Source organism: Niallia taxi (genome assembly GCF_004005475.1).
GTDB lineage: Bacteria > Bacillota > Bacilli > Bacillales > Cytobacillaceae > Niallia > Niallia taxi.
In genome coordinates this window covers 1-22,247 of sequence record NZ_RZTZ01000005.1, presented here as the reverse complement: position 1 = coordinate 22,247, position 22,247 = coordinate 1, and the positions used below count along the sequence as shown (strand labels likewise).

Annotated in this window: 19 protein-coding genes and 1 rRNA gene; 10 read left to right on the top strand and 10 right to left on the bottom strand. The window is 37.0% G+C overall.

Translation table 11 applies throughout. The annotated features are described in order from the left end of the window. The first annotated feature begins 240 nt into the window (after positions 1-240). A complete protein-coding gene (gene yyaC, locus EM808_RS13880) occupies positions 241-861 on the top strand; it encodes a spore protease YyaC (protein WP_127738808.1) in 621 nt (206 codons plus the stop codon). A gap of 30 nt (positions 862-891) precedes the next feature. On the opposite strand, the gene EM808_RS13875 is transcribed toward yyaC, so the two are convergent. The 10 genes from EM808_RS13875 to rpmH all read right to left on the bottom strand — a co-directional run bounded on the left by EM808_RS13875 (position 892) and on the right by rpmH (position 10,729). Continuing rightward, on the bottom strand, positions 892-1,749 hold the full coding sequence (locus EM808_RS13875) for a ParB/RepB/Spo0J family partition protein (RefSeq protein ID WP_127738807.1): 858 nt from the start codon (positions 1,747-1,749) through the stop codon (positions 892-894). Then, the gene (locus EM808_RS13870; protein WP_127738806.1) at positions 1,742-2,503 is read right to left on the bottom strand and encodes a ParA family protein; all 762 of its coding nucleotides are present in this window, start codon (positions 2,501-2,503) and stop codon (positions 1,742-1,744) included. The genes EM808_RS13875 and EM808_RS13870 overlap by 8 nt, the downstream gene beginning before the upstream one ends. A gap of 421 nt (positions 2,504-2,924) precedes the next feature. Further along, positions 2,925-3,812: a nucleoid occlusion protein gene (noc, locus tag EM808_RS13865; protein ID WP_127738805.1), complete on the bottom strand. Its 888-nt coding sequence runs from the start codon at positions 3,810-3,812 to the stop codon at positions 2,925-2,927. A 244-nt stretch (positions 3,813-4,056) separates the two neighbouring features. Then, positions 4,057-4,776: a 16S rRNA (guanine(527)-N(7))-methyltransferase RsmG gene (gene rsmG / locus EM808_RS13860; RefSeq protein ID WP_127738804.1), complete on the bottom strand. Its 720-nt coding sequence runs from the start codon at positions 4,774-4,776 to the stop codon at positions 4,057-4,059. A 94-nt stretch (positions 4,777-4,870) separates the two neighbouring features. Beyond that, positions 4,871-6,751 (bottom strand): tRNA uridine-5-carboxymethylaminomethyl(34) synthesis enzyme MnmG, encoded by a 1,881-nt coding sequence (gene mnmG / locus EM808_RS13855; protein WP_127739117.1) that lies wholly within the window; start codon positions 6,749-6,751, stop codon positions 4,871-4,873. Between the two features lie 48 nt (positions 6,752-6,799). Then, positions 6,800-8,185: a tRNA uridine-5-carboxymethylaminomethyl(34) synthesis GTPase MnmE gene (mnmE, locus tag EM808_RS13850; RefSeq protein WP_127738803.1), complete on the bottom strand. Its 1,386-nt coding sequence runs from the start codon at positions 8,183-8,185 to the stop codon at positions 6,800-6,802. 366 nt (positions 8,186-8,551) lie between these two features. Further along, positions 8,552-9,178: an RNA-binding cell elongation regulator Jag/EloR gene (jag, locus tag EM808_RS13845; protein ID WP_127738802.1), complete on the bottom strand. Its 627-nt coding sequence runs from the start codon at positions 9,176-9,178 to the stop codon at positions 8,552-8,554. Next, entirely contained in the window at positions 9,175-9,954 is a 780-nt protein-coding gene (gene spoIIIJ / locus EM808_RS13840; RefSeq protein ID WP_127738801.1) for a YidC family membrane integrase SpoIIIJ, read from the bottom strand. The genes jag and spoIIIJ overlap by 4 nt, the downstream gene beginning before the upstream one ends. 98 nt (positions 9,955-10,052) lie before the next feature. Continuing rightward, a complete protein-coding gene (gene rnpA, locus EM808_RS13835; protein ID WP_127738800.1) occupies positions 10,053-10,403 on the bottom strand; it encodes a ribonuclease P protein component in 351 nt (116 codons plus the stop codon). A gap of 191 nt (positions 10,404-10,594) precedes the next feature. Further along, positions 10,595-10,729 carry a 50S ribosomal protein L34 gene (gene rpmH, locus EM808_RS13830; protein ID WP_127738799.1) on the bottom strand — a complete coding sequence of 45 codons (135 nt, stop codon included), beginning with the start codon at positions 10,727-10,729 and terminating at the stop codon, positions 10,595-10,597. Positions 10,730-11,484: 755 nt separating this feature from the next. On the opposite strand from rpmH, the gene dnaA reads away from it, so the two are divergent. The 9 genes from dnaA to EM808_RS13785 form a co-directional block, all read left to right on the top strand. Further along, positions 11,485-12,825: a chromosomal replication initiator protein DnaA gene (gene dnaA, locus EM808_RS13825; protein ID WP_213084035.1), complete on the top strand. Its 1,341-nt coding sequence runs from the start codon at positions 11,485-11,487 to the stop codon at positions 12,823-12,825. 186 nt (positions 12,826-13,011) lie between these two features. Next, positions 13,012-14,145, top strand: coding sequence for a DNA polymerase III subunit beta (gene dnaN, locus EM808_RS13820; protein ID WP_127738797.1), 1,134 nt, complete (start codon positions 13,012-13,014; stop codon positions 14,143-14,145). 231 nt (positions 14,146-14,376) lie between these two features. Then, entirely contained in the window at positions 14,377-14,589 is a 213-nt protein-coding gene (gene yaaA / locus EM808_RS13815) for a S4 domain-containing protein YaaA (RefSeq protein WP_127738796.1), read from the top strand. Positions 14,590-14,606: 17 nt separating this feature from the next. Further along, on the top strand, positions 14,607-15,725 hold the full coding sequence (gene recF / locus EM808_RS13810) for a DNA replication/repair protein RecF (RefSeq protein WP_127738795.1): 1,119 nt from the start codon (positions 14,607-14,609) through the stop codon (positions 15,723-15,725). Positions 15,726-15,740: 15 nt separating this feature from the next. Further along, positions 15,741-15,989, top strand: coding sequence for an extracellular matrix regulator RemB (remB, locus tag EM808_RS13805; RefSeq protein ID WP_127738794.1), 249 nt, complete (start codon positions 15,741-15,743; stop codon positions 15,987-15,989). A 73-nt stretch (positions 15,990-16,062) separates the two neighbouring features. Next, complete coding sequence (gene gyrB, locus EM808_RS13800) at positions 16,063-17,988, top strand: DNA topoisomerase (ATP-hydrolyzing) subunit B (RefSeq protein ID WP_127739116.1); 1,926 nt, start codon at positions 16,063-16,065, stop codon at positions 17,986-17,988. Positions 17,989-18,061: 73 nt separating this feature from the next. Next, positions 18,062-20,572 carry a DNA gyrase subunit A gene (gyrA, locus tag EM808_RS13795; protein WP_127738793.1) on the top strand — a complete coding sequence of 837 codons (2,511 nt, stop codon included), beginning with the start codon at positions 18,062-18,064 and terminating at the stop codon, positions 20,570-20,572. 197 nt (positions 20,573-20,769) lie between these two features. Then, positions 20,770-21,846 carry an HD-GYP domain-containing protein gene (locus EM808_RS13790; RefSeq protein WP_127738792.1) on the top strand — a complete coding sequence of 359 codons (1,077 nt, stop codon included), beginning with the start codon at positions 20,770-20,772 and terminating at the stop codon, positions 21,844-21,846. 291 nt (positions 21,847-22,137) lie between these two features. Continuing rightward, a 16S ribosomal RNA gene (locus tag EM808_RS13785) occupies positions 22,138-22,247 on the top strand; the annotation flags it as partial.

Below are 22,247 nucleotides of genomic sequence, written 5' to 3'. Positions count from 1 at the left end.
TTTTAACAGTTTATAAATTTACTTTGAAGTAATAACCTACCTGTTATTTCATAGGTATATATACTTACAATCGGTTAATTCCCCCCTTACTTTTTCCCTCTTTATCACAGATTTGGCATGAAGATGTATAGTTTTTAATATATATCCGTATAATGTTATTACTTTAACTTTCTTGAATACCATTTAAAGCTGAAACTGCCTTGCTTATTTATAGTTTCGTAGCGCAAAGGAGTAGATTTAATGAGCATCTATACCAATATATTTGATAAAAATGAACTCCCAATTAGAATTGCTCATAATGAGCAGTTAGCTTCTTACAAACTAGCTGATGCTTTATATAAGCAATTGCCCCCTGCTTCTTCTGGACAGCCAATAGTATTTATTTGTATTGGAACAGACCGCTCTACCGGTGATTCCCTTGGTCCCCTTGTTGGGACATTATTAGCTGAAAAAAAGCTGGGCTCTTTTTTTGTATATGGCACGTTAAACGATCCTATTCATGCTTTAAATTTAGAAGAAAAAATCAGTGAAATTAAAGACAATCACGCGAATGCCTTCATCATTGGAATAGACGCTTGCTTAGGCAGAATGAAAAGCGTAGGTGTTGTACAAATTGGTGATGGTCCAGTTAAACCAGGAAGCGGAGTGAAAAAAGAGCTTCCGCCGGTCGGTGAAATTCATATTACAGGTATTGTGAATATCAGTGGGTTCATGGAATTTCTCGTTCTGCAGAATACTAGACTCAGCCTTGTCCTCGATATGGCTAAAACCATTTCAAAGGGAATCTATCAAAGCAGCTTACGCTATAGATACTCTGAAAGCCAAGAAGAATACACCTCTCTCCAAGAACGTCCTATATAACAAAAAAAGAAACCAAAATTGGTTTCTTTTTTATATTTCCTGATCGCTATCCAACAGCTGCAAAATTCTTTCCAAATCATTTTCAGAAAAGAACTCTATCTCAATTTTTCCCTTGTTTTTGGTCTGTTTGATATTAACAGTAGTACCAAATCTTTCTCTAAGGAAGGATTCCTGTTCCTTGATGAAGACATTCTTCGGTTCTTTTTTTGTATCCTTTGTTTCACGTGAAACATCTTCATTCAATTGTTGGATTAAATATTCTAGTTGACGTACATTCAAGCCTTCTTTGACTGTTTTTTCAACTAAAAGCGGCAATTTTTCCTTATTTTTTAATCCGAGTAAGGCCCTTCCATGCCCCATTGAAATAGTTCCATCTGTAATCATTTCTTGAATGGCTGATGGTAAGGATAATAATCTCACATGATTGGCAATATGCGGTCTGCTTTTGCCAAGTCGCTTCGCCAACTCTTCTTGTGTGAAGTTTAGCTTTTTCATCAACAGTTGATAAGCATGTCCCTCCTCTATTGGGGACAAATCCTCACGCTGAAGATTTTCTAATACGGCAAGCTCCATCATTTGCTGTTCTGACAGGTCTCTCACTACTGCCGGAACAACATCCAAATTAGCCTCTTTTGCAGCGCGATAGCGTCGCTCTCCAACAACAATTTCAAAGCCTTTAATGCTTTTACGGACAATGATTGGCTGCAGAATACCATGCTCCAAGATTGATGCTTTCAGTTCTTCAATGGCTTCTTTCTCGAAAACTTTCCTTGGCTGATAAGGGTTTGGTCGTAATTCTTTTATATTTAATTCTTTAATTACTTCTTCCTTTTCTACTTCCATGCTTGGAAAAAAAGCGTCAAGACCTTTCCCTAATCCTTTAGCCACTTGTAACCACTTCCTTTGCCAACTCTAAATATACTTCTGCTCCACGAGATTTTGGATCATAGATGATGATTGGTTCACCATGACTTGGCGCTTCACTTAATCGTACATTTCGAGGGATAATCGTTTTAAATACTTTATCCTGGAAGTACTTTTTAACTTCTTCGATTACTTGCAGTCCTAAGTTTGTGCGAGCATCCAGCATTGTCAGTAAAACACCTTCAATCGCAAGCTCATGATTTAAATGCTTTTGCACTAACCTTACTGTGTTCAATAACTGGCTTAGTCCTTCTAATGCATAATACTCACATTGTACAGGTATCAAGACTGCATCTGATGCGGTTAAAGCATTAATTGTTAGCAATCCTAATGACGGCGGACAATCAATCAGAATATAATCATATCTGTCTTTAACTTCTTCTAAAGCTCGTTTTAAGCGGACTTCTCTGGAGATAGTAGAAACTAATTCTATTTCTGCACCAGCCAATTGAATAGTTGCCGGTATTACATCAAGGTTTTCAACATTTGTTGCTTTGATGACTTGGCTTGCTTCAATATCATCAACTAATACATCATAAATGCAATGATCTACATCTGCTTTTTCAATACCAACACCGCTTGTGGCATTTCCTTGTGGATCTGTATCAACTAAAAGTACTCTTTTACCGATATAAGCTAAACAAGAGCCAAGATTGACTGAAGTTGTCGTTTTTCCGACTCCCCCTTTTTGATTAGCTACCGTTATTACTTTCCCCATGATGTCACCTACCTTTACTACATTAATTACCTTCTGTTATTAGAAGATGTTGTATTTTTATTTATTTAAATATGACATGAAAAAGTTATTTTATTGAAAAATGAGGTGTAAACACCTATTTTCAGTGATTATGAACCGATCCTATTCCTAAAAAAGAAAGAGAACTAGTACAATCAACTATTATTTTATCATGAAAACTTCTAAATATCGTCATTTTTTAATAGACTTTATCATATATAGAAGCATAGCTCTAGATTTTTACATTCTATATGATGCAGAAAGCCTATTTTTCTGGTAAAAGAATAAAGGCAGTTAGCTAGATTTTCATAGAAAAAGCCCATTTTGGGCAAAAAAAAGTGAGACATTTAAACCTAATTGGTTAATATTCTCACAGTGAATTATTTATATTCATTTATAATAGCTATTTCTTTTTTGGAATTTTAATAGTGAATTGATAAAAGTCTTCAAACTCTTCTTCTTCAGCATTTAAGTTAATACCACTGTCTGAAACCATTGTAAGGGATTGTCGAATTGTATTAACAGCAATACGCATATCCTTGCTGAAAGCTTTTCTTCTTGGCTTTGGCTTTTGCTCTGCCTGCTCCAGCATTTTGGAAACACGTTCCTCTGTCTGCTTAACATTTAAATTCTTCTCTAATATCTCTTCAAGAAGCTTAAGCTGTTTTTCCTTTTCTTTCAACGGAATCAAGGAACGGGCATGACGCTCTGAAATTTGTTTGTTCAATAGTGCTTCCTGAATCTCCTCAGGTAATTTCAGCAGTCTTAGCTTATTGGCCACTGTTGATTGCCCCTTGCCTAAACGCTGGGCAAGCGCCTCTTGAGTCAGGTTATGAAGTTCTAGTAATTTGCCGTATGCAACAGCTTCTTCTATTGGGGATAATTCTTCCCGTTGAAGGTTCTCTATCAATGCAACAGAGGCCGTCTCCGTATCACTCATATTTTTGATGATAGCAGGAGCTTCTTCCCACCCTAGTTTTTTCATTGCACGCCAGCGTCTTTCACCAGCAATTATTTCATATTTACCTCTATCAAATTCTCGGACAACGATAGGCTGTATAATACCATGTGTATGGATAGTTCTTGATAATTCTTCTATTTTTTCATCATCAAATACAGTTCTTGGCTGAAAACGGTTTGGAACAATCTGACTAATTGGCAATCTATTGATTTCTTCATTATTCACCATTTTTTCAAGCTCCTCATTAGCGTCTACCGTCTCGAATTGACTTTCTTCTGTGTTATTTCCTTTTTCGCCTAGGCCAAAAAAGCGTGAGAAAGAAGGCTTCAAAACCTGCACCACCTTTACGAAACTCCCTATTATTTATAAATTCAAACTTTTACTGCAATATATTAAATATAATAAGAAACTTCTTGAATTTTCATTTAATGTGCTTTTTATAGTTATATTATATAGTAGATAGAAAAAATGATATAGTACAAAAAATAAGATAATCGCTTGAAAAAAGTAACTGCCAAAGCTTATTTGTTCACTATTACGGAATGAGTATATGCTATTTTACCATAGCATATATTCATTCAATTGGTTCCTTGTTCGGCGTGCCTGGTTTTCTTGGATATTTTTTAGGCGTTTGTTTCTCTTTAGCAATGACGAGAATGTTACGCTCACTTTCTTCAATCGGAAGAGTGAAGGAATGTGATTCTGCAAGCTTGCCTCCCAGAAGAGCGATTGCTTTTTTACCAGCTTCCACTTCCTCCTGTGCACTTGCTGCTTTCATCGCAACAAATGAACCACCTACCTTCACTAATGGCATACAAAGCTCACTAAGAACAGATAAACGTGCAACAGCTCTTGCTGTAACCATATCAAAGGATTCTCTATATTCCTTATTTTGTCCAAAGGTTTCAGCACGATCATGGATAAACTGAACTTCTTTAAGCTCTAGCGATTTAGCTAAATGTTCTAAAAACTGAATTCTTTTGTTCAGTGAATCAACAATTGTTACTTTAAGCTGTGGGAAAGCAATTTTCAAAGGAATACTAGGAAAACCTGCTCCCGCACCAACATCACAAATATGAATAGGCGACTTTAAGCTGTCTACATAAAAGCCAGCTGTTATGGAATCATAAAAATGTTTTAAATATACTTCAGATTCTTCTGTAATGGCAGTCAAATTCATTTTTTCGTTCCACTCTACAAGTGTTTCAAAATAAATTTTAAACTGTTCCATTTGCCTGTCTGAAAGCTCCAAACCTTTCTCTTGGAGCATTTGCTTAAATAGTTCTGTATTCATGACTGCTCCCTTTCCATCCAAAATTCATATGTATACTTAAAAACAGGACTGCTTTTTGCCTGAGAATATATCAGGCAAAAAGCTAATCATTTGCTTATACTCGTGCAATGCGTCCTTGTTCCAAATATACTAATAGTATGGATATATCTGCAGGATTTACTCCAGAGATTCTAGAAGCCTGCGCCAAAGATAATGGTCGCACAGTTTTCAACTTCTGCTTAGCTTCTGTTGCAAGGCTAGAAATAGCATCATAATCAATGTTTTCTGGTATTTTTTTGTTTTCCATTTTCTTAAGACGGTCTACCTGCTGCAATGATTTTTCAATATAGCCCTCATACTTAATTTGGATTTCCACCTGTTCTGTTACTTCTTCTGATAGAGCAATATCACTTGGCGCCAATAATTGAATATGCTTGTAATTCATTTCTGGTCTTCTTAGCAGGTCAGCTGCTTTAATGCCATCTTTCAGCTCACTGCCACCTTGTTCTCTTATAACAGTTTGAACTTGCTCATTCGGCTTGAGAATAATTTCTTTTAAGCGGTTCTGTTCTTGCTCAATCTGCTTTTTCTTGTCAGTAAACATCTTGTATCTTTCTTCCTGAATTAATCCAATGTCATTACCGATCTCTGTTAAGCGCAAATCAGCGTTATCATGACGTAACAACAGACGATATTCAGCTCTTGATGTCAGCAGTCGGTACGGTTCATTTGTACCTTTAGTAACAAGATCGTCAATTAATACTCCGATATATGCATCTGAACGGCTTAGGATTAATTCTTCTTTGCCCGTAGCATTCAATCCAGCATTAATTCCGGCCATTAAACCTTGACCAGCAGCCTCTTCATAACCTGATGTTCCGTTAATTTGTCCTGCAGTATACAGGTTCTTGATTTTTTTCGTTTCCAATGTCGGCCATAACTGTGTAGGGACAATCGCATCATATTCAATGGCATAGCCCGCTCTCATCATTTGGACATTTTCCAGCCCTGGAATAGTACGAAGAATTTCTTGCTGGACATCCTCAGGCAAGCTTGTTGACAAGCCTTGCACATAAACTTCCTGTGTGTTTTTTCCTTCTGGCTCGAGGAAAATTTGATGTCTTGGCTTATCATTAAAGCGAACAACCTTATCCTCAATAGAAGGACAATAACGTGGACCTGTTCCCTTAATCATTCCAGAATACATCGGGGAACGGTGCAAGTTGTCATCAATAATTTGATGTGTCGTTTCATTTGTATAAGTAAGCCAGCATGGCAATTGCTCCGTAATATACTTTGTTGTTTCATAAGAAAATGCTCTTGGAACATCGTCTCCTGGCTGAATTTCCGTTTTGCTGTAGTCAATTGAATGACTGTTAACACGTGGAGGTGTGCCTGTTTTGAAACGAACAAGATCAAACCCAAGCTCCTGTAAATGCTCTGACAGACGAATGGATGGCTGCTGATTATTCGGACCGCTTGAATATTTCAGCTCGCCCAGGATAATTTCGCCACGTAAATAAGTTCCTGTCGTTACTACAACCGTTTTGGCAGTATAAGTAGCTCCTGTTTTTGTAATAACACCTTTTACAGTATTGTCTTCTACGATAAGCTGTTCAACCATTCCTTGAACCAAAGTTAAGTTTGGCTGATTTTCCAGCGTTTTTTTCATTTCGTGCTGATACATATATTTGTCAGCCTGTGCACGAAGAGCCCTTACTGCTGGCCCCTTCCCTGTATTCAACATTCTCATTTGAATATAGGTCTTGTCGATGTTTTTTCCCATCTCTCCGCCAAGTGCGTCAATTTCCCTAACAACGATCCCTTTAGCCGGACCCCCTACAGAGGGATTACATGGCATAAAAGCAACCATATCTAAATTTATCGTCAACATTAATGTGTTGGCGCCCAATCTTGCGGCAGCAAGACCTGCTTCACAGCCAGCATGTCCTGCCCCAATCACAATAACGTCATAATTTCCTGCTTCGTACTGCATCATGGTGCCTCCTAATAGCATCTTTTTATGCAAAATTAAAAATCTCGTTTATTTCCCTAAACAAAATTGGGAGAATAGCTGATCAATTAGGCTTTCGTGTACACTATCACCAATAATTTCACCAAGTAATTCCCAAGTTCTAGTTAAATCTATTTGAACAATATCTATTGGTGTTCCCATTTCAACACCGGAAATAGCTTCATTAATCGATTGAAGTGCTTGGTTTAACAGGGATATATGTCTTGTATTAGATACATACGTCATATCACTTGCTTCAATGACACCCTCAAAGAACAGACTTGAGATTGCCTCCTCAAGCTGATTAATACCTTTATCCTGCAGCAAAGAAGTTGTAACCATTTTTTGATTTGCTGATAATTCCTTTATGCGGTCCATGTCAATTTTCTGTGGAAGGTCTGTCTTATTTACAATGACAATATAGTCCATTCCCTCTATTGCTTTGAATAAATTGATATCCTCTTCCGTTAAGTCGTCTGAGTAATTGAGAACTAGCAAGATAAGATCGGCTTCTTTCAATACCTTCCTTGACTTCTCAACTCCAATTCTTTCTACAATATCCTCTGTTTCACGAATACCGGCTGTATCTAAAAGGCGCAGAGGTACACCGCGCACATTTACGTATTCTTCTATTACATCACGTGTTGTTCCAGGAATATCTGTCACGATTGCTTTACTATCCTGGACAAGACTGTTCAACAAGGATGATTTCCCTACATTTGGACGGCCGACAATAACGGTAGAAAGCCCTTCTCGCAAAATTTTCCCTTGCTGGGATGTCTGGAGAAGCTTTCTGATCTCTTCCTGGACAAATTTAGATTTATCGAGCATAAGCTGATGTGTCATTTCTTCTACATCATCATATTCAGGATAATCAATATTAACCTCCACTTGAGCAAGTGTTTCAAGAATTTCTTGTCTTAAGCTTCTGATTAGCTTGGAAAGTCTTCCTTCCATTTGTCCTAATGCTACATTCATCGCTTTATCTGTTTTTGCTCTGATCAGATCCATTACAGCTTCCGCTTGGGACAAGTCGATTCTACCATTAAGGAAAGCTCTTTTTGTAAACTCACCTGGTTCTGCTAGTCTTGCCCCATTCGTAACAAGCAATTGCAGAAGTCGGTTAACAGAGGCCATTCCGCCATGACAGTTAATTTCAATAACATCCTCTTTTGTAAATGTTCTTGGTCCCTTCATCACTGAAATCATAACTTCTTCAATTATTTCTTCTGTGCCAGGGTCTACAATATGGCCATAATGAATTGTATGGCTAGCTACCTCTTTTATTCTTTTATTACCGATGCTTTTAAATACCTTATCTGCAATCAAAAATGACTCTGGTCCACTCATTCTTACAATTGCAATCGCTCCCTCTCCCATCGGTGTGGAGATTGCGGCTATAGTATCAAATTCCATTCTTTCACCTCAAATCACAAAGATCTATTTATATAAAAAATTGACGTAAACTTATCAACACTCATTTTATTGTTACAATAGATTAGATTATCATATCCACAGCTTTTAAAAAAGAAAAAAATCCGCACACTTATCCACATTACTATTAAATTCATTATTACTATTTTATCTTATCCACATGTGAATAACAATAAAACGCACCAAAAATAGCGCTGTTCAGACAAATAATTCACAGATTTTATAAAGAATGGGGCAAAATTTTTCTGTTTATTGTAGAAGCGGTTGTTTTTTAGGGGAAATTTTGAGGTTTAAAATAGTATGAGGCACAAAAAAAGACAATCCCCGAAGTGGAGGATTGTCTTTTTTTTATTTATATCTTTTTTCTGGAGAGATAATAATATGCCTGAATGCATCTTCTCCCGAGGAATGGGTGCTGATGCCTTTCCTTTTTGTAAGAGCGTTATGAATAATCTTTCTTTCATTCGACGGCATGGGTTCCAGGGTAATTTCTTTATTTAACTTGAGGGCTTTATAAGCTGTCCTTTCAGCAAGCTGTATAAGGGCTTGTTTCCTTCTTTCCCGATAGTTTTCTGCATCGAGCGATACCTTTAAGTATTCGGAGGAATTTTTATTTATAGCCAATTGAGTCAAATATTGAAGCGAGTTTAGTGTCTGGCCTCTTTTTCCAATAAGAAGGGCAATTTTTTCCCCCTGTAATTCAAAAAAGATATTTCTGCCTGTTTTTTTTACCGAAATGGATACATCCACTCCCATTTTGTCACATACATCTCGCAAAAACCGTTCTGCTGACTCAGCAGGCGTATCAAGCTTCCTTACCGTTACAGTTGCAGAGCGGGCACCAATTCCTAAAAAACCTTTTTTTCCTTTATCAACAACAATGATTTCGGCTTGATTCTTTGTTGTCTTAAGCTGAGCTAAAGCTGATTCCACTGCTGCTTCGACGGAATGTCCTGTAGCAGTTACTTCTCTCACTTTTTAGCTCCCTCCAATTTTCCTGTTTGGCCAGGCTTTTTCAACTCTGGTCCTTTAATGAAATACGTTTGGATAATTGTGAAAATATTACCTACAACCCAATATAATGAAAGTGCTGCTGGGAAGTTGATTGCAAATACTAAAATCATGATAGGCATAATATATTGCATCATAACCATTTGCGGGTTTTGGCCTGCAGTACCAGCCATTGTCATTTTAGTTTGAATAAATGTCGTTATCCCTGCAATAATCGGCAGCAGGTAGAATGGATCTGGCTGACCTAGGTTAAACCATAAGAATTCATGCTGGGCAATTTCTCTTGTACGTGAGATCGCATGGTAGAATCCGATTAAAATTGGCATTTGAACGATTAATGGAAAACATCCAGCAAGTGGATTCACTTTGTTTTCTTGGAAAAGCTTCATTGTTTCTTCTTGGAGCTTTTGCTGTGTCTTTTGATCCTTAGAGCTATATTTCTTTCTTAATGCTTCCATTTCAGGCTGTACAGCCTGCATTGCTTTGCTGTTTTTTGTTTGCTTAATCATTAACGGCAAGATTACAAGGCGAACCAAAATTGTTACAATAATTATGGAAACACCAAAGTTTCCGCCGGCAATTTCTGCTGTTTTGATGATAAGCATAGACAATGGATAAACAATATATTCATTCCAAAAGCCTTCACTGTCTGAAGTGATTGGCTGATTAAACTCTGTACACCCAGTTAAAATAGCCATTAAAAATAATAGACCAAATAGCAATCCTAATTTTTTCTTCAACCGTCATATCCTCCTGTTAATAGATAATAGAGCCTAAATTAGCTTATGGCTTCATTGTATCCTAATCTCTTCATATAGGAAACGCTTAACTTGAATTTTCAATGAATCTTTCTTTTTAGCACCTTTGCTATTTTGAGAACATGAAGGAGGCTCTTTTTCGTTTCTTCATATTCCATTTCTGCTAATGGCTTTCTAGCAATGATGACATAATCGGCTTCATTTTCTATAAGGTCTCCGATTTCAAGGAAAGCTTGTCTAATAAATCGCTTAATTTTATTTCTCATGACAGCATTTCCTATTTTTTTACTAACAGAGAGCCCTATTCTGAAGTGATCTTGTCCGCTTTTTTTATACTTATAAACTACAAACTGCTTATTGCCAAATGATTGTCCCTTTTTAAATACCTCTTGGAACTCTTTACTTTTTTTTACGCGATATTCTTTCTTCAAATCATTTACTCCTTATTTATTCCATACTTTCCGAATCTATATTATTTATGTACATTCCAACATAGAAACATCCTTGCTTCAAAACCAGGAGTTTATATTTCCATTATAGTATGAGCTCTAGCAATTTATTCTAAGAGCTTGTACTTTTACAGTCCTTTTTATCAAAAAAAGACCACTGACGTTTCAGTGGCCTAAGCTGATAATACTTTTCTTCCTTTGCGTCGACGACGAGCTAAAACATTACGTCCATTAGGACTGCTCATGCGGCTGCGGAATCCGTGAACTTTACTTCTTTTGCGTTTATTTGGTTGAAAAGTTCTTTTCATTGTATATGACACCTCCCTGAGGAATAGCTGTTACAGACAGTCCTTACAATTATATAAACATAGTCGATTGATTGTCAACCATTCATTTGTTTTATGCTTTATTTATCGTTCTCTCTAAAAACAATTTTTAATTGCCTAATGTTCTATAACATCAGAAAACTTCTGCAAAACATATGCTACGCACTTTATTTCTTTCTGAATAGTAATAATAAGGAATTCATAGCTTTTTGTCAATACGGCTGTCCTTTTACACTTTGGGAAGGCTCCTCACTTGCTCTTCAAATTCTTTCCTACAAGCAATAAAATCCCCTGAATTTTTGTCGAAAAAAAAACCAATCTAATGGCTGTGGATAAAATTTCGACAATTTTTTTAATATCCACAATACTTATTTACAGGTTTTTAACAAACTAATAACCTGTGGACATTTATTATCAACAACTTGTTTCACTTGTGGATAAGATATGAAAAACCATTGCAGTTATTATGATTTTTTGATATTATAGTTTTGTTTTCACATTTGAATAATTTCTGTGTATAACTAAATTATCCACAGAGTGTGGATAAGATGTGGACAGCTTATTAGACATCTCTTGAAAGAGTTGTCCACAAATAGTGGATACTGTCGAAATGCTACTTTACTTCCTTATTATATATTTTTCCACAGATCATAATTAATAATACTGGCAGATTAGTACTTATTTATAATATCTGTTCTTTTCAGCACGCAAATAAAAAGAAAAAGGAGGGAAATTGGTTGGAAAATATTGCGGATCTATGGGATAAAGCTTTAGGCAATATCGAAAAAAAAATCAGCAAACCAAGCTTTGATACATGGCTAAAAGCAACGAAGGCTCATGCCCTTCAAGGCGATAGCTTAATCGTAACAGCTCCTAACGAATTTGCTCGAGATTGGTTGGAAGAACGGTACTCCCAGCTTATTTCTGACATTCTTTATGAAATAACTGGTGAAGAACTTGGTGTAAAGTTCATAATTCCTCGTAATCAAAAGGAAGAAGAATTTGATCTTCAAATCTCCTCTAAACAAAAGAAAAAAGAGGAAGAAACAACTGAACAGACAATACTAAATTCAAAATATACCTTTGATACATTTGTAATTGGGTCTGGAAACCGGTTTGCTCACGCTGCTTCACTGGCAGTAGCGGAAGCACCAGCAAAAGCCTATAATCCGCTATTTATATACGGGGGCGTAGGACTTGGAAAAACCCACTTAATGCATGCAATCGGACATTATGTTTTAGATCATAACCCTGCGGCGAAGGTTGTTTATTTATCTTCAGAAAAGTTCACTAACGAGTTCATCAATAGTATTCGAGACAATAAAGGCGCTGAATTCCGTGACAAATATCGGAATGTCGACGTGCTTCTAATAGATGATATTCAATTCCTTGCTGGAAAAGAATCGACACAGGAAGAATTTTTCCATACATTTAACACACTGCACGAGGAAAGCAAACAAATTATCATATCCAGTGACAGACCACCAAAAGAGATTCCGACATTGGAAGACAGGCTTCGTTCACGATTTGAATGGGGACTTATAACGGATATTACTCCTCCTGATTTGGAGACAAGAATTGCGATTCTCCGAAAAAAGGCTAAAGCAGATGGATTGGATATTCCAAATGAGGTTATGCTGTATATCGCGAATCAAATTGATTCCAACATTCGTGAACTAGAAGGAGCGCTCATAAGAGTTGTTGCTTATTCCTCTTTAATCAACAAAGACATTAATGCTGATCTTGCGGCAGAGGCATTAAAAGATATCGTCCCTAGCTCAAAGCCGCGCGTAATAACAATACATGATATACAAAAAGTAGTCGGGGAGCAGTTCAGTGTAAAACTAGAGGATTTCAAAGCCAAAAAACGAACGAAGTCCATTGCTTTTCCAAGACAGATTGCCATGTATTTATCACGTGAGCTTACTGACTTTTCCCTTCCGAAGATTGGCGAAGAATTCGGTGGAAGAGATCACACTACAGTTATCCATGCACATGAAAAGATCTCAAAACTACTAGTATCTGATTCCATTCTGCAAAAGCAGCTGAAGGAAATCAATGAATTACTAAAAGTATAAAGCTGAATACTGTGTATAACTTTCACTAACTTAGACACAGTCTATCCACATGTGGATAGACTGTGTTTCCTTTGAAAAATCAAGTTATCCACAAATTAACAGGGCCTACTACTATTACTACGATCTTTTAAAAGAAATATTATTATAAAATACGCAATTAAAAACTATGATAACGGAGGATCAATTATGAAATTTATCATCCAAAAAGAACAGCTCGTTCAAAGTGTACAGGATGTAATGAAAGCAATAACTAGCAGAACGACGATTCCTATTCTTACAGGTATAAAAATTGTAGCAACAGAAGAAGGTGTAACTCTAACAGGAAGTGATTCTGATATTTCTATTGAATCTTTTATTCCTAAAGAAGAAAACGAGACGGTTATTGTTGAAATTCAACGTCCTGGATCAATTGTGCTGCAAGCAAAATTCTTTAGTGAAATCGTAAAGAAACTTCCTACAAGTCAAGTAGAGCTTGAGGTAGATAACCTGCAAACAGTAATTCGCTCAGGAAAATCGGAGTTTAACTTAAACGGTCTTGATTCAGAGGAATATCCGCACTTACCACAAATCTCAGAAGAAAATATCTTTAAGATTCCAACTGACCTGTTAAAAAATATTATTAAGCAAACTGTTTTCGCAGTGTCCACCTCAGAAACACGCCCAGTGTTGACAGGTGTAAACTGGAAGATTGAAAATGATGATTTAATCTGTATTGCAACAGATAGCCATCGTCTTGCTCTAAGAAAAGCTAAAATAGATGCGAATACGGAACAGACCTTTAATATTGTTATTCCAGGAAAAAGTTTAAATGAATTGAACCGTATATTAGATGATCATAATGAGCCAGTTGAAATTGTTGTTACAGAAAACCAGATTCTATTTAAGGCGAAGCATATTTTATTCTTCTCTCGTCTTCTTGAAGGGAATTACCCTGATACAAACCGTCTTATCCCGACAGAAAGCAAAACAGAGATCGTTGTTAATGCTAAGGAATTTTTACAAGCTATTGATCGTGCTTCCTTGTTGGCGAGAGAGGGACGCAATAACGTTGTTAAATTCTCAACTATTGGCCAAGATGTAATTGAAATTTCTTCTTTTACACCAGAAATCGGTAAAGTTGTTGAAGAGCTTGTTAGTGAATCGATTCATGGAGAAGAACTAAAAATTTCTTTTAGTGCAAAATACATGATGGATGCTTTAAAAGCTTTAGAGGGAACAGAAGTGAAAATTAATTTCACTGGTGCAATGCGACCATTTGTCATTAATCCGTTAAACGATGATTCTATCTTACAGCTTATCCTTCCAGTGAGAACATACTAAGCAGCTACTTTTAAATAGGGTGTCCCGAATGGGGCATCCTATTTTCCTTCAAAAGATATTTATTATGGTGAAGTTGTTTTTATGTATATTTTTAAAAAAAAAAACATCGTCAAACTCTCTTATTAATGTGCCAAATACTACTAATTTATAGAAATATTTCAGTTTTCTTTGTGTATCCTTAAAATATTTAGTAAAATAGAGAGATACGATTAAACTTGAAAGAGTGAAAACATGAACAATCAAATTAAGATTGATACGGAGTATATAACGTTAGGCCAATTTCTAAAGCTTGCAGACATTATTCAATCTGGTGGAATGGCAAAATGGTTTTTAAGTGAACATGAAGTGTATGTCAATGGAGAACAGGATCAGCGCAGAGGCAGAAAATTAAGGGCAGGCGACAAGATTGAAATCCCTTCTATTGGCACATTCACAGTTCTGTAAAAAAAGGATGATCCCTTATGTTTATTGAGCAGCTGCATTTGAGGAATTACCGTAATTATGAGGACCTAGAGGTTGAGTTTGAAAACAAGGTCAATGTCATTCTGGGAGAAAACGCACAAGGGAAAACAAATGTGATGGAATCTATCTATGTTTTAGCTATGGCTAAATCCCACAGAACTTCAAACGATAAAGATCTTATTCGTTGGGACTCAGATTATGCTAAAATAGAAGGTAGATTAAAAAAAGCACATGGGCCCTTACCCATGCAGTTAGTTGTGTCTAAAAAAGGAAAAAAAGCTAAGTACAATCATATTGAGCAGCGAAAGTTAAGCCAATATATTGGCAATATGAATGTTGTGATGTTTGCACCAGAAGACCTTAATCTTGTTAAGGGAAGTCCCCAAATCAGAAGAAGATTTATTGATATGGAGATAGGGCAAATATCACCTGTTTACTTGCATGATATGAGCCAGTACCAAAAGATATTGCAGCAGCGGAATACATACTTAAAGCAGCTGCAGATGAATAAGCAGTCAGATCATACCATGCTTGAAATACTGACAGAACAATTCATTGACATGGCAGTGAAAATATTATCAAAGCGTTTTGAGTTCTTAGAACTTCTGGGGAATTGGGCAATTCCGATTCACAAAGGAATATCAAGAGGGTTAGAAACGTTGGAAATTCAGTATAAACCCTCGGCAGATGTATCAGAAGACCTCGATTTGTCGAAAATGAGAAGAGTATACGAAGAAAAGTTTGCCAATGTGAAAAAAAGAGAGATTGACCGAGGCATGACCTTATTCGGCCCACATCGAGATGATTTATTATTTTTTGTTAATGGAAGAGATGTTCAAACATTTGGTTCACAAGGTCAGCAAAGAACAACAGCACTTTCGATAAAAATGGCAGAAATTGAACTCATACATGCGGAAATCCGCGAGTATCCTATCCTCTTATTAGATGATGTGCTCTCTGAATTAGATGATTATCGACAATCTCATCTTTTGAATACCATCCAAGGGAAAGTACAGACATTCGTGACAACGACGAATGTGGATGGAATCGATCATCAAACATTAAAAGAAGCCTCCACTTTCCAAGTGGAAGCAGGAACGATGAAAAAGATTCAATAGCTTTGAGGTGAAATAGTGTACGTTCATATTGGTGATAATGTGCTTATAAGAACTGTAGATATCATTACAATTTTAGACAAACAAACAATTGGTTCCTCTGAGATAACAACTGAATTTTTAAATACGCAAAGGGAGACAACCATAAGTGGCGATCGTAATACTTATAAATCTATTGTGATTACAAAGGATGCCATTTATTATTCTCCAATTGCTTCCAATACACTAAAGAGGCGGTCGTATAGACTAACGACACAGGATTATTAGTGTTGGTGTGTCTAGTAGGATAGCATAGAGCAAATTTAGGATGTCAATAGAAAGTAAGGTGATCAATTTGTCAATGGAACATGATCCAATGGAGCAACAATCCTATGATGAAAGTCAGATACAGGTACTTGAAGGATTAGAAGCAGTCCGCAAAAGACCCGGAATGTATATAGGCTCAACAAGTGGAAAAGGCTTGCACCATCTTGTATGGGAAATTGTAGATAACAGTATTGATGAAGCATTGGCAGGTTACTGCGATGAAATCAATGTCATAATAGAAAAAGACAACAGCATTACAGTTAAGGATAATGGACGTGGTATTCCTGTTGGGATTCAGGAAAAGATGGGAAGACCAGCAGTTGAGGTTATCATGACTGTCCTGCATGCTGGTGGGAAGTTCGGCGGCGGCGGATACAAGGTTTCCGGTGGTCTCCATGGTGTTGGTGCTTCTGTAGTTAATGCCCTTTCTTCTGAATTGGAGGTCTTTGTTCATCGTGATGGTAGCATCTATTACCAAAGATATGAAAAAGGCGTTCCACAAGCAGACCTTGAAATCATTGGTGAGTCAGATGTTACTGGTACTACAACTAGATTTAAACCAGATGGAGAAATCTTTAAGGAAACGCTTGTCTATGACTTTGAAACATTGGCAAACAGGATAAGAGAATTGGCCTTCTTGAATCGGAATATAAAAATTACGATAGAAGATACAAGAGAAGGCATGGAAAAGAACAAAGAATATCACTATGAAGGCGGAATAAAGTCATATGTTGAGCATTTAAACCGCAATAAAGAAGTGTTGTTCGAAGAGCCGATTTATATCGAAGGAGAAAAAGAAGGTATTACTGTTGAGGTATCACTTCAATATAATGATGGTTATACAGGAAATATTTTCTCGTTCGCAAATAATATTAATACACATGAAGGCGGTACTCATGAATCCGGCTTTAAAACGGCTTTGACTAGAGCAATTAATGACTATGCAAGAAAAAATGGAGTTCTTAAGGATTCTGAAGCAAACCTGTCTGGAGAGGACGTAAGGGAAGGAATAGTTGCTATAGTATCTATTAAGCACCCTGATCCTCAATTCGAAGGACAGACGAAAACGAAATTAGGAAACTCTGAAGTTCGTGCCATCACTGACACAATTTTTGCAGAGCATTTTGAGAAATTCCTACTTGAAAATCCTTCAGTTGCAAGGAAAATTGTAGATAAAGGTCAAATGGCTTTAAGAGCTAGAATTGCCGCTAAAAAGGCAAGGGAATTGACACGTAGGAAAAGTGCACTGGAAGTTTCCAGCTTGCCTGGTAAATTAGCAGATTGTTCTTCTAAAGATCCTGCGATAAGTGAATTGTTTATAGTTGAGGGTGATTCCGCAGGTGGATCGGCAAAATCAGGGAGAGATCGACACTTCCAAGCGATTCTACCGTTAAGAGGAAAAATCCTGAATGTTGAAAAGGCTAGATTAGATCGCATCCTATCAAATAATGAGGTTCGCTCTATGATTACAGCTATTGGTACTGGTATTGGAGAAGATTACGATATTTCTAAGGCTAGATATCATAAGGTTGTTATTATGACAGATGCGGACGTCGATGGAGCGCATATACGAACACTGCTGCTCACTTTCTTCTACCGCTATATGAGAAAAATTGTAGAAGCAGGATATATTTATATTGCTCAACCACCGCTTTATAGTGTTAAGCAAGGGAAAAAGCTCGAGTATGCTTATAATGACCGCCAGTTGGCGGAGGTGCTTGGAAACTTACCTGCATCACCAAAACCAAATATCCAACGTTATAAAGGATTAGGAGAAATGAATGCAGAGCAGTTGTGGGATACAACAATGGATCCTGCAACTAGAGTTTTGCTACAGGTAAGCTTAGATGATGCAATAGAAGCGGATGAAACATTTGAAATGCTGATGGGTGATAAAGTAGAGCCGCGCAGAAACTTTATAGAAGAAAATGCGGTATATGTTAAAAACCTGGATGTTTAAGATAAATGCAAAAGAATGACTATGGTGCTAAAGGAGATTTAGCACCTTGCGCTTTGCTTAAGGAGGTTCCTATATGGCTGATATGCCGAATTCTCAAATTAAAGAAATAAATATAAGCAAGGAAATGCGTACATCCTTCTTGGATTATGCAATGAGTGTCATTGTTTCCCGTGCACTTCCAGATGTTCGGGATGGGCTTAAACCCGTTCATCGCCGTATACTATATGCTATGCATGACTTAGGTATGCATTCTGACAAGCCATTTAAGAAATCTGCTCGTATTGTTGGGGAAGTAATTGGTAAGTACCATCCTCATGGTGATAGTGCTGTATATGAAACAATGGTTCGTATGGCACAGGATTTCAACTACCGTTACATGCTAGTAGATGGTCATGGTAACTTTGGTTCAGTTGATGGAGATTCTGCTGCTGCAATGCGTTATACAGAAGCAAGAATGTCCAAAATAGCAATGGAGCTTTTAAGGGATATAAACAAGGATACAATTGACTACACAGAAAACTTCGACGGAGAAGAAAAGGAACCTGTTGTTTTACCGTCTCGTTTCCCAAACCTTCTGGTGAATGGAACAAGCGGAATTGCAGTGGGTATGGCTACAAATATTCCTCCGCACCAGCTGGGAGAGGTTATTGATGGTGTTTTGGCAGTAAGCAGAAATACCGATATAACCATTCCTGAATTGATGGAAATCATACCTGGTCCTGACTTCCCGACAAGCGGAATGATCGTCGGGAGATCTGGTATAAGAAAAGCATACGAAACAGGCAGAGGGTCTATCATCGTTAGAGCGAAGGTGGATATTGAAGTAAAGCCGAATGGTAAAGAAGTTATTATCGTCAAGGAAATTCCTTATCAGGTAAATAAAGCTCGTCTAGTAGAGCGAATTGCTGAACTGGTTAGGGATAAAAAGATTGACGGTATTACAGACTTAAGAGATGAATCTGACCGTAATGGAATGCGGGTTGTTATAGAAGTTCGTAAGGATGCGAATGCAAACGTACTGCTGAATAACTTATACAAGCATACAGCAATGCAGACTAGCTTTGGAATTAACTTGTTGGCGCTTGTGGATGGACAACCTAAAGTTCTTAATTTAAAGCAATGTCTCGTCTATTATTTGGATCATCAAAAGGTTATTATCCGCCGTCGTACTGAATTTGAATTAAGAAAAGCAGAAGCACGTGCTCATATATTAGAAGGGCTACGTATTGCGCTTGATCATCTAGATGAAGTAATTGCCTTAATTCGCGGTTCTAGAACAACGGATATTGCTAGAGAAGGATTAATGAGTAATTTCAGTCTGTCAGAAAAGCAAGCTCAAGCTATCTTAGATATGCGTCTACAAAGATTGACTGGACTTGAAAGAGAAAAGATAGAAGAAGAATATAAAGAATTAGTTGCTTTAATTCAAGAGCTGAAGTCAATCTTAGCGGATGAAGAAAAGCTGCTTGATATAATTCGTGAAGAGCTGAATGAGGTAAAAGAGCGTTTCAACGATAAACGCCGTACAGAAATTGTAGCAGGCGGAATTGAAAATATAGAAGATGAAGATTTAATTCCAGAAGAGAATATCATCATTACATTAACACATAACGGTTATATTAAGAGGTTGCCCGCATCTACATACCGCTCTCAGAAGCGTGGTGGACGAGGTATCCAGGGAATGGGAACAAATGAAGATGACTTTGTGGAACAGCTTAGTACGACTTCCACACATGATACGATTTTGTTCTTTACGAATAAAGGGAAGGTATATCGTCTGAAAGGCTATGAAATCCCTGAATTTAGCCGTACAGCTAAAGGTATTCCAATCATTAACCTCCTCGGAGTGGAGAAAGGTGAATGGGTGAATGCTATCATTCCTGTATCAGAATTCGTAGATGATTGGTTCTTGTTCTTCACGACGAAGGAAGGAATCTCTAAACGTTCTCCGTTATCTTCTTTTGCTAATATCAGAAACAATGGTCTGATTGCAGTTAACTTAAGAGATGGAGATGAGCTTATTTCTGTACGTCTCACAGACGGAAATAAAGAAATCATTATAGGAACAAGAAATGGTTTGCTTATCCGTTTCCCAGAAACTGATGTTCGCTCAATGGGAAGAACAGCTACAGGGGTTAAAGGGATAACTCTATCTTCAAATGATGAAGTTGTCGGTATGGAAGTTCTTGAAGAAGGCTCTGAAATACTTATTGTTACGAAAAACGGTTATGGTAAAAGAACGCCTGCAGATGAATATAGAATTCAAGGAAGAGGCGGAAAAGGAATCAAGACCTGCAATATTACTGACAAAAATGGACCTTTAGTTTCCATGAAGGCAGTAGATGGTGAGGAAGATCTTATGCTTATCACTACAGGTGGTGTGTTGATTCGTATGGCTGTTAACGATATTTCTTCAATGGGCAGAAGCACACAAGGAGTTAAGCTGATTAAGCTCAACGAAAGTGAAAGTGAGTTTGTTGCAACTGTTGCTAAAGTAGAAAAAGAAGAAGAAGCTGAAACAGAAATTCCTGAAGAAACGGCAGATGATAGCGTAATATCTGACGTTGAGGAAACTGAAGAGTAGAGAGTTGCCTAATGGCAGCTCTTTTTTTGTATAAAGGTTTTTATTTATTATTGAAGAGTGTGTTTTAATAGGTAAAAAGGTCTAAAGGAAACTATTGAAATGGGTTGTTTGATAATTATTTTTAAAAAATAGTTATCAATCTGTTAAAAAGTGAAGTAAAATATAGTATAAAAGTCCTTGTAAGGGTGGAGTATTTCATGAATATTAGTGTTGACCGATTAAATGCTGGCTGCATCTTAACCGAAGATGTTTTCAGCATGACAAATAGGCCAATAATTACTTCCAAAACTGTACTGACAGATGAACATATAAATCTCCTCAAAGTTTTCCAAGTGAAAAAAGTAGAGATTGAAAATACACAGATAGATGGGAATCTTCTTAGTGAATTAACAGAAGCAAATCAATTTATAGAAGATGACGAAGAGAGCTTTTTTGACAAGTTTCTTTATGGTGTTAGTCAATATAAAAAGGAATTTCGTTCTTGGCAGTCAGGTGTTCCTTTGAGCATACCGGCTGTCCGGGCAATTTTGCTGCCTCTGCTAGAAGATCTTGAGCAGTATAGTAAAGAAGTTTTTTCTTTATATCATTTATCGAATAAGAGGGAGTATATCTACCAGCACTCAGTAGCTGTAGGTGTCATCAGTGCCCTTATTGCACAAAAAATGGGTTACAACAAAGGGGAAACTATTCAAATAGCTATGGCTGGCTGTTTGAGTGATGCAGGGATGTCAAAAATACCTCCTGGTTTACTTACAAAAGAAGAACCTCTCACAGAAGAAGAATTTGCTGAAGTAAAAAGACATACAAGCTATAGTTTAAAAATGCTGCCAGAGCATTCTCTTCTTAAGAAAGAAACAAGGCTTGCTATTCTCCAGCACCATGAAAGGCTGGATGGAAGCGGGTATCCATTAGGCAATGCAGATAATAAGATACATCCATATGCAAAGATTATTGCTGTATCAGATACTTTCCACGCAATGACTTCCCAAAGGCTCTATAGAAGCAAACAGTCACCATTCAAGGTATTGGAAAAGCTTCAGCAGGACTACTTCGGAAAATTTGACCATGTAGTTTTACAGGCTCTAAGTAACAGTATTATTCAATATACAATAGGAAGCACAATAAGACTTTCTAATGGACATAGAGCAGAGATTGTATTTGTAGAAGGAAGATCTGCTACACGACCACTTGTGAAAATTTTAGAGGATGAAGCATTAATGGATTTGGAAAAGAACAGGCATCTATATATCGAAGAGGTACTTCAATATAGTTAATATAAAAAATCCTCTTTTTTTCTGAAATAGGTATTGCACTCTATTCAACAACCTGATATACTCATACAAGTCAGCAAGAGAGTTATAAGTTGGTAAAAAAACCATGAAATTTTTGTTGACTTGCATATGAGAATATGTTAGTATTTAAAAGTTGCTTCTGTTAGCAACTAAATATTGCTCTTTGAAAACTGAACAAACAAACGTCAACAATAATCGTTTTTATAACTTCGTTATAGAAACAAAAACAAGTAACAAAAAGCTAGAGTTTAGCATTTGAGCTAATCTTACTCTTTATCGGAGAGTTTGATCCTGGCTCAGGACGAACGCTGGCGGCGTGCCTAATACATGCAAGTCGAGCGGACTTAAAAAGCTTGCTTTTTAAGTTAGCGGCGGACGGGTGA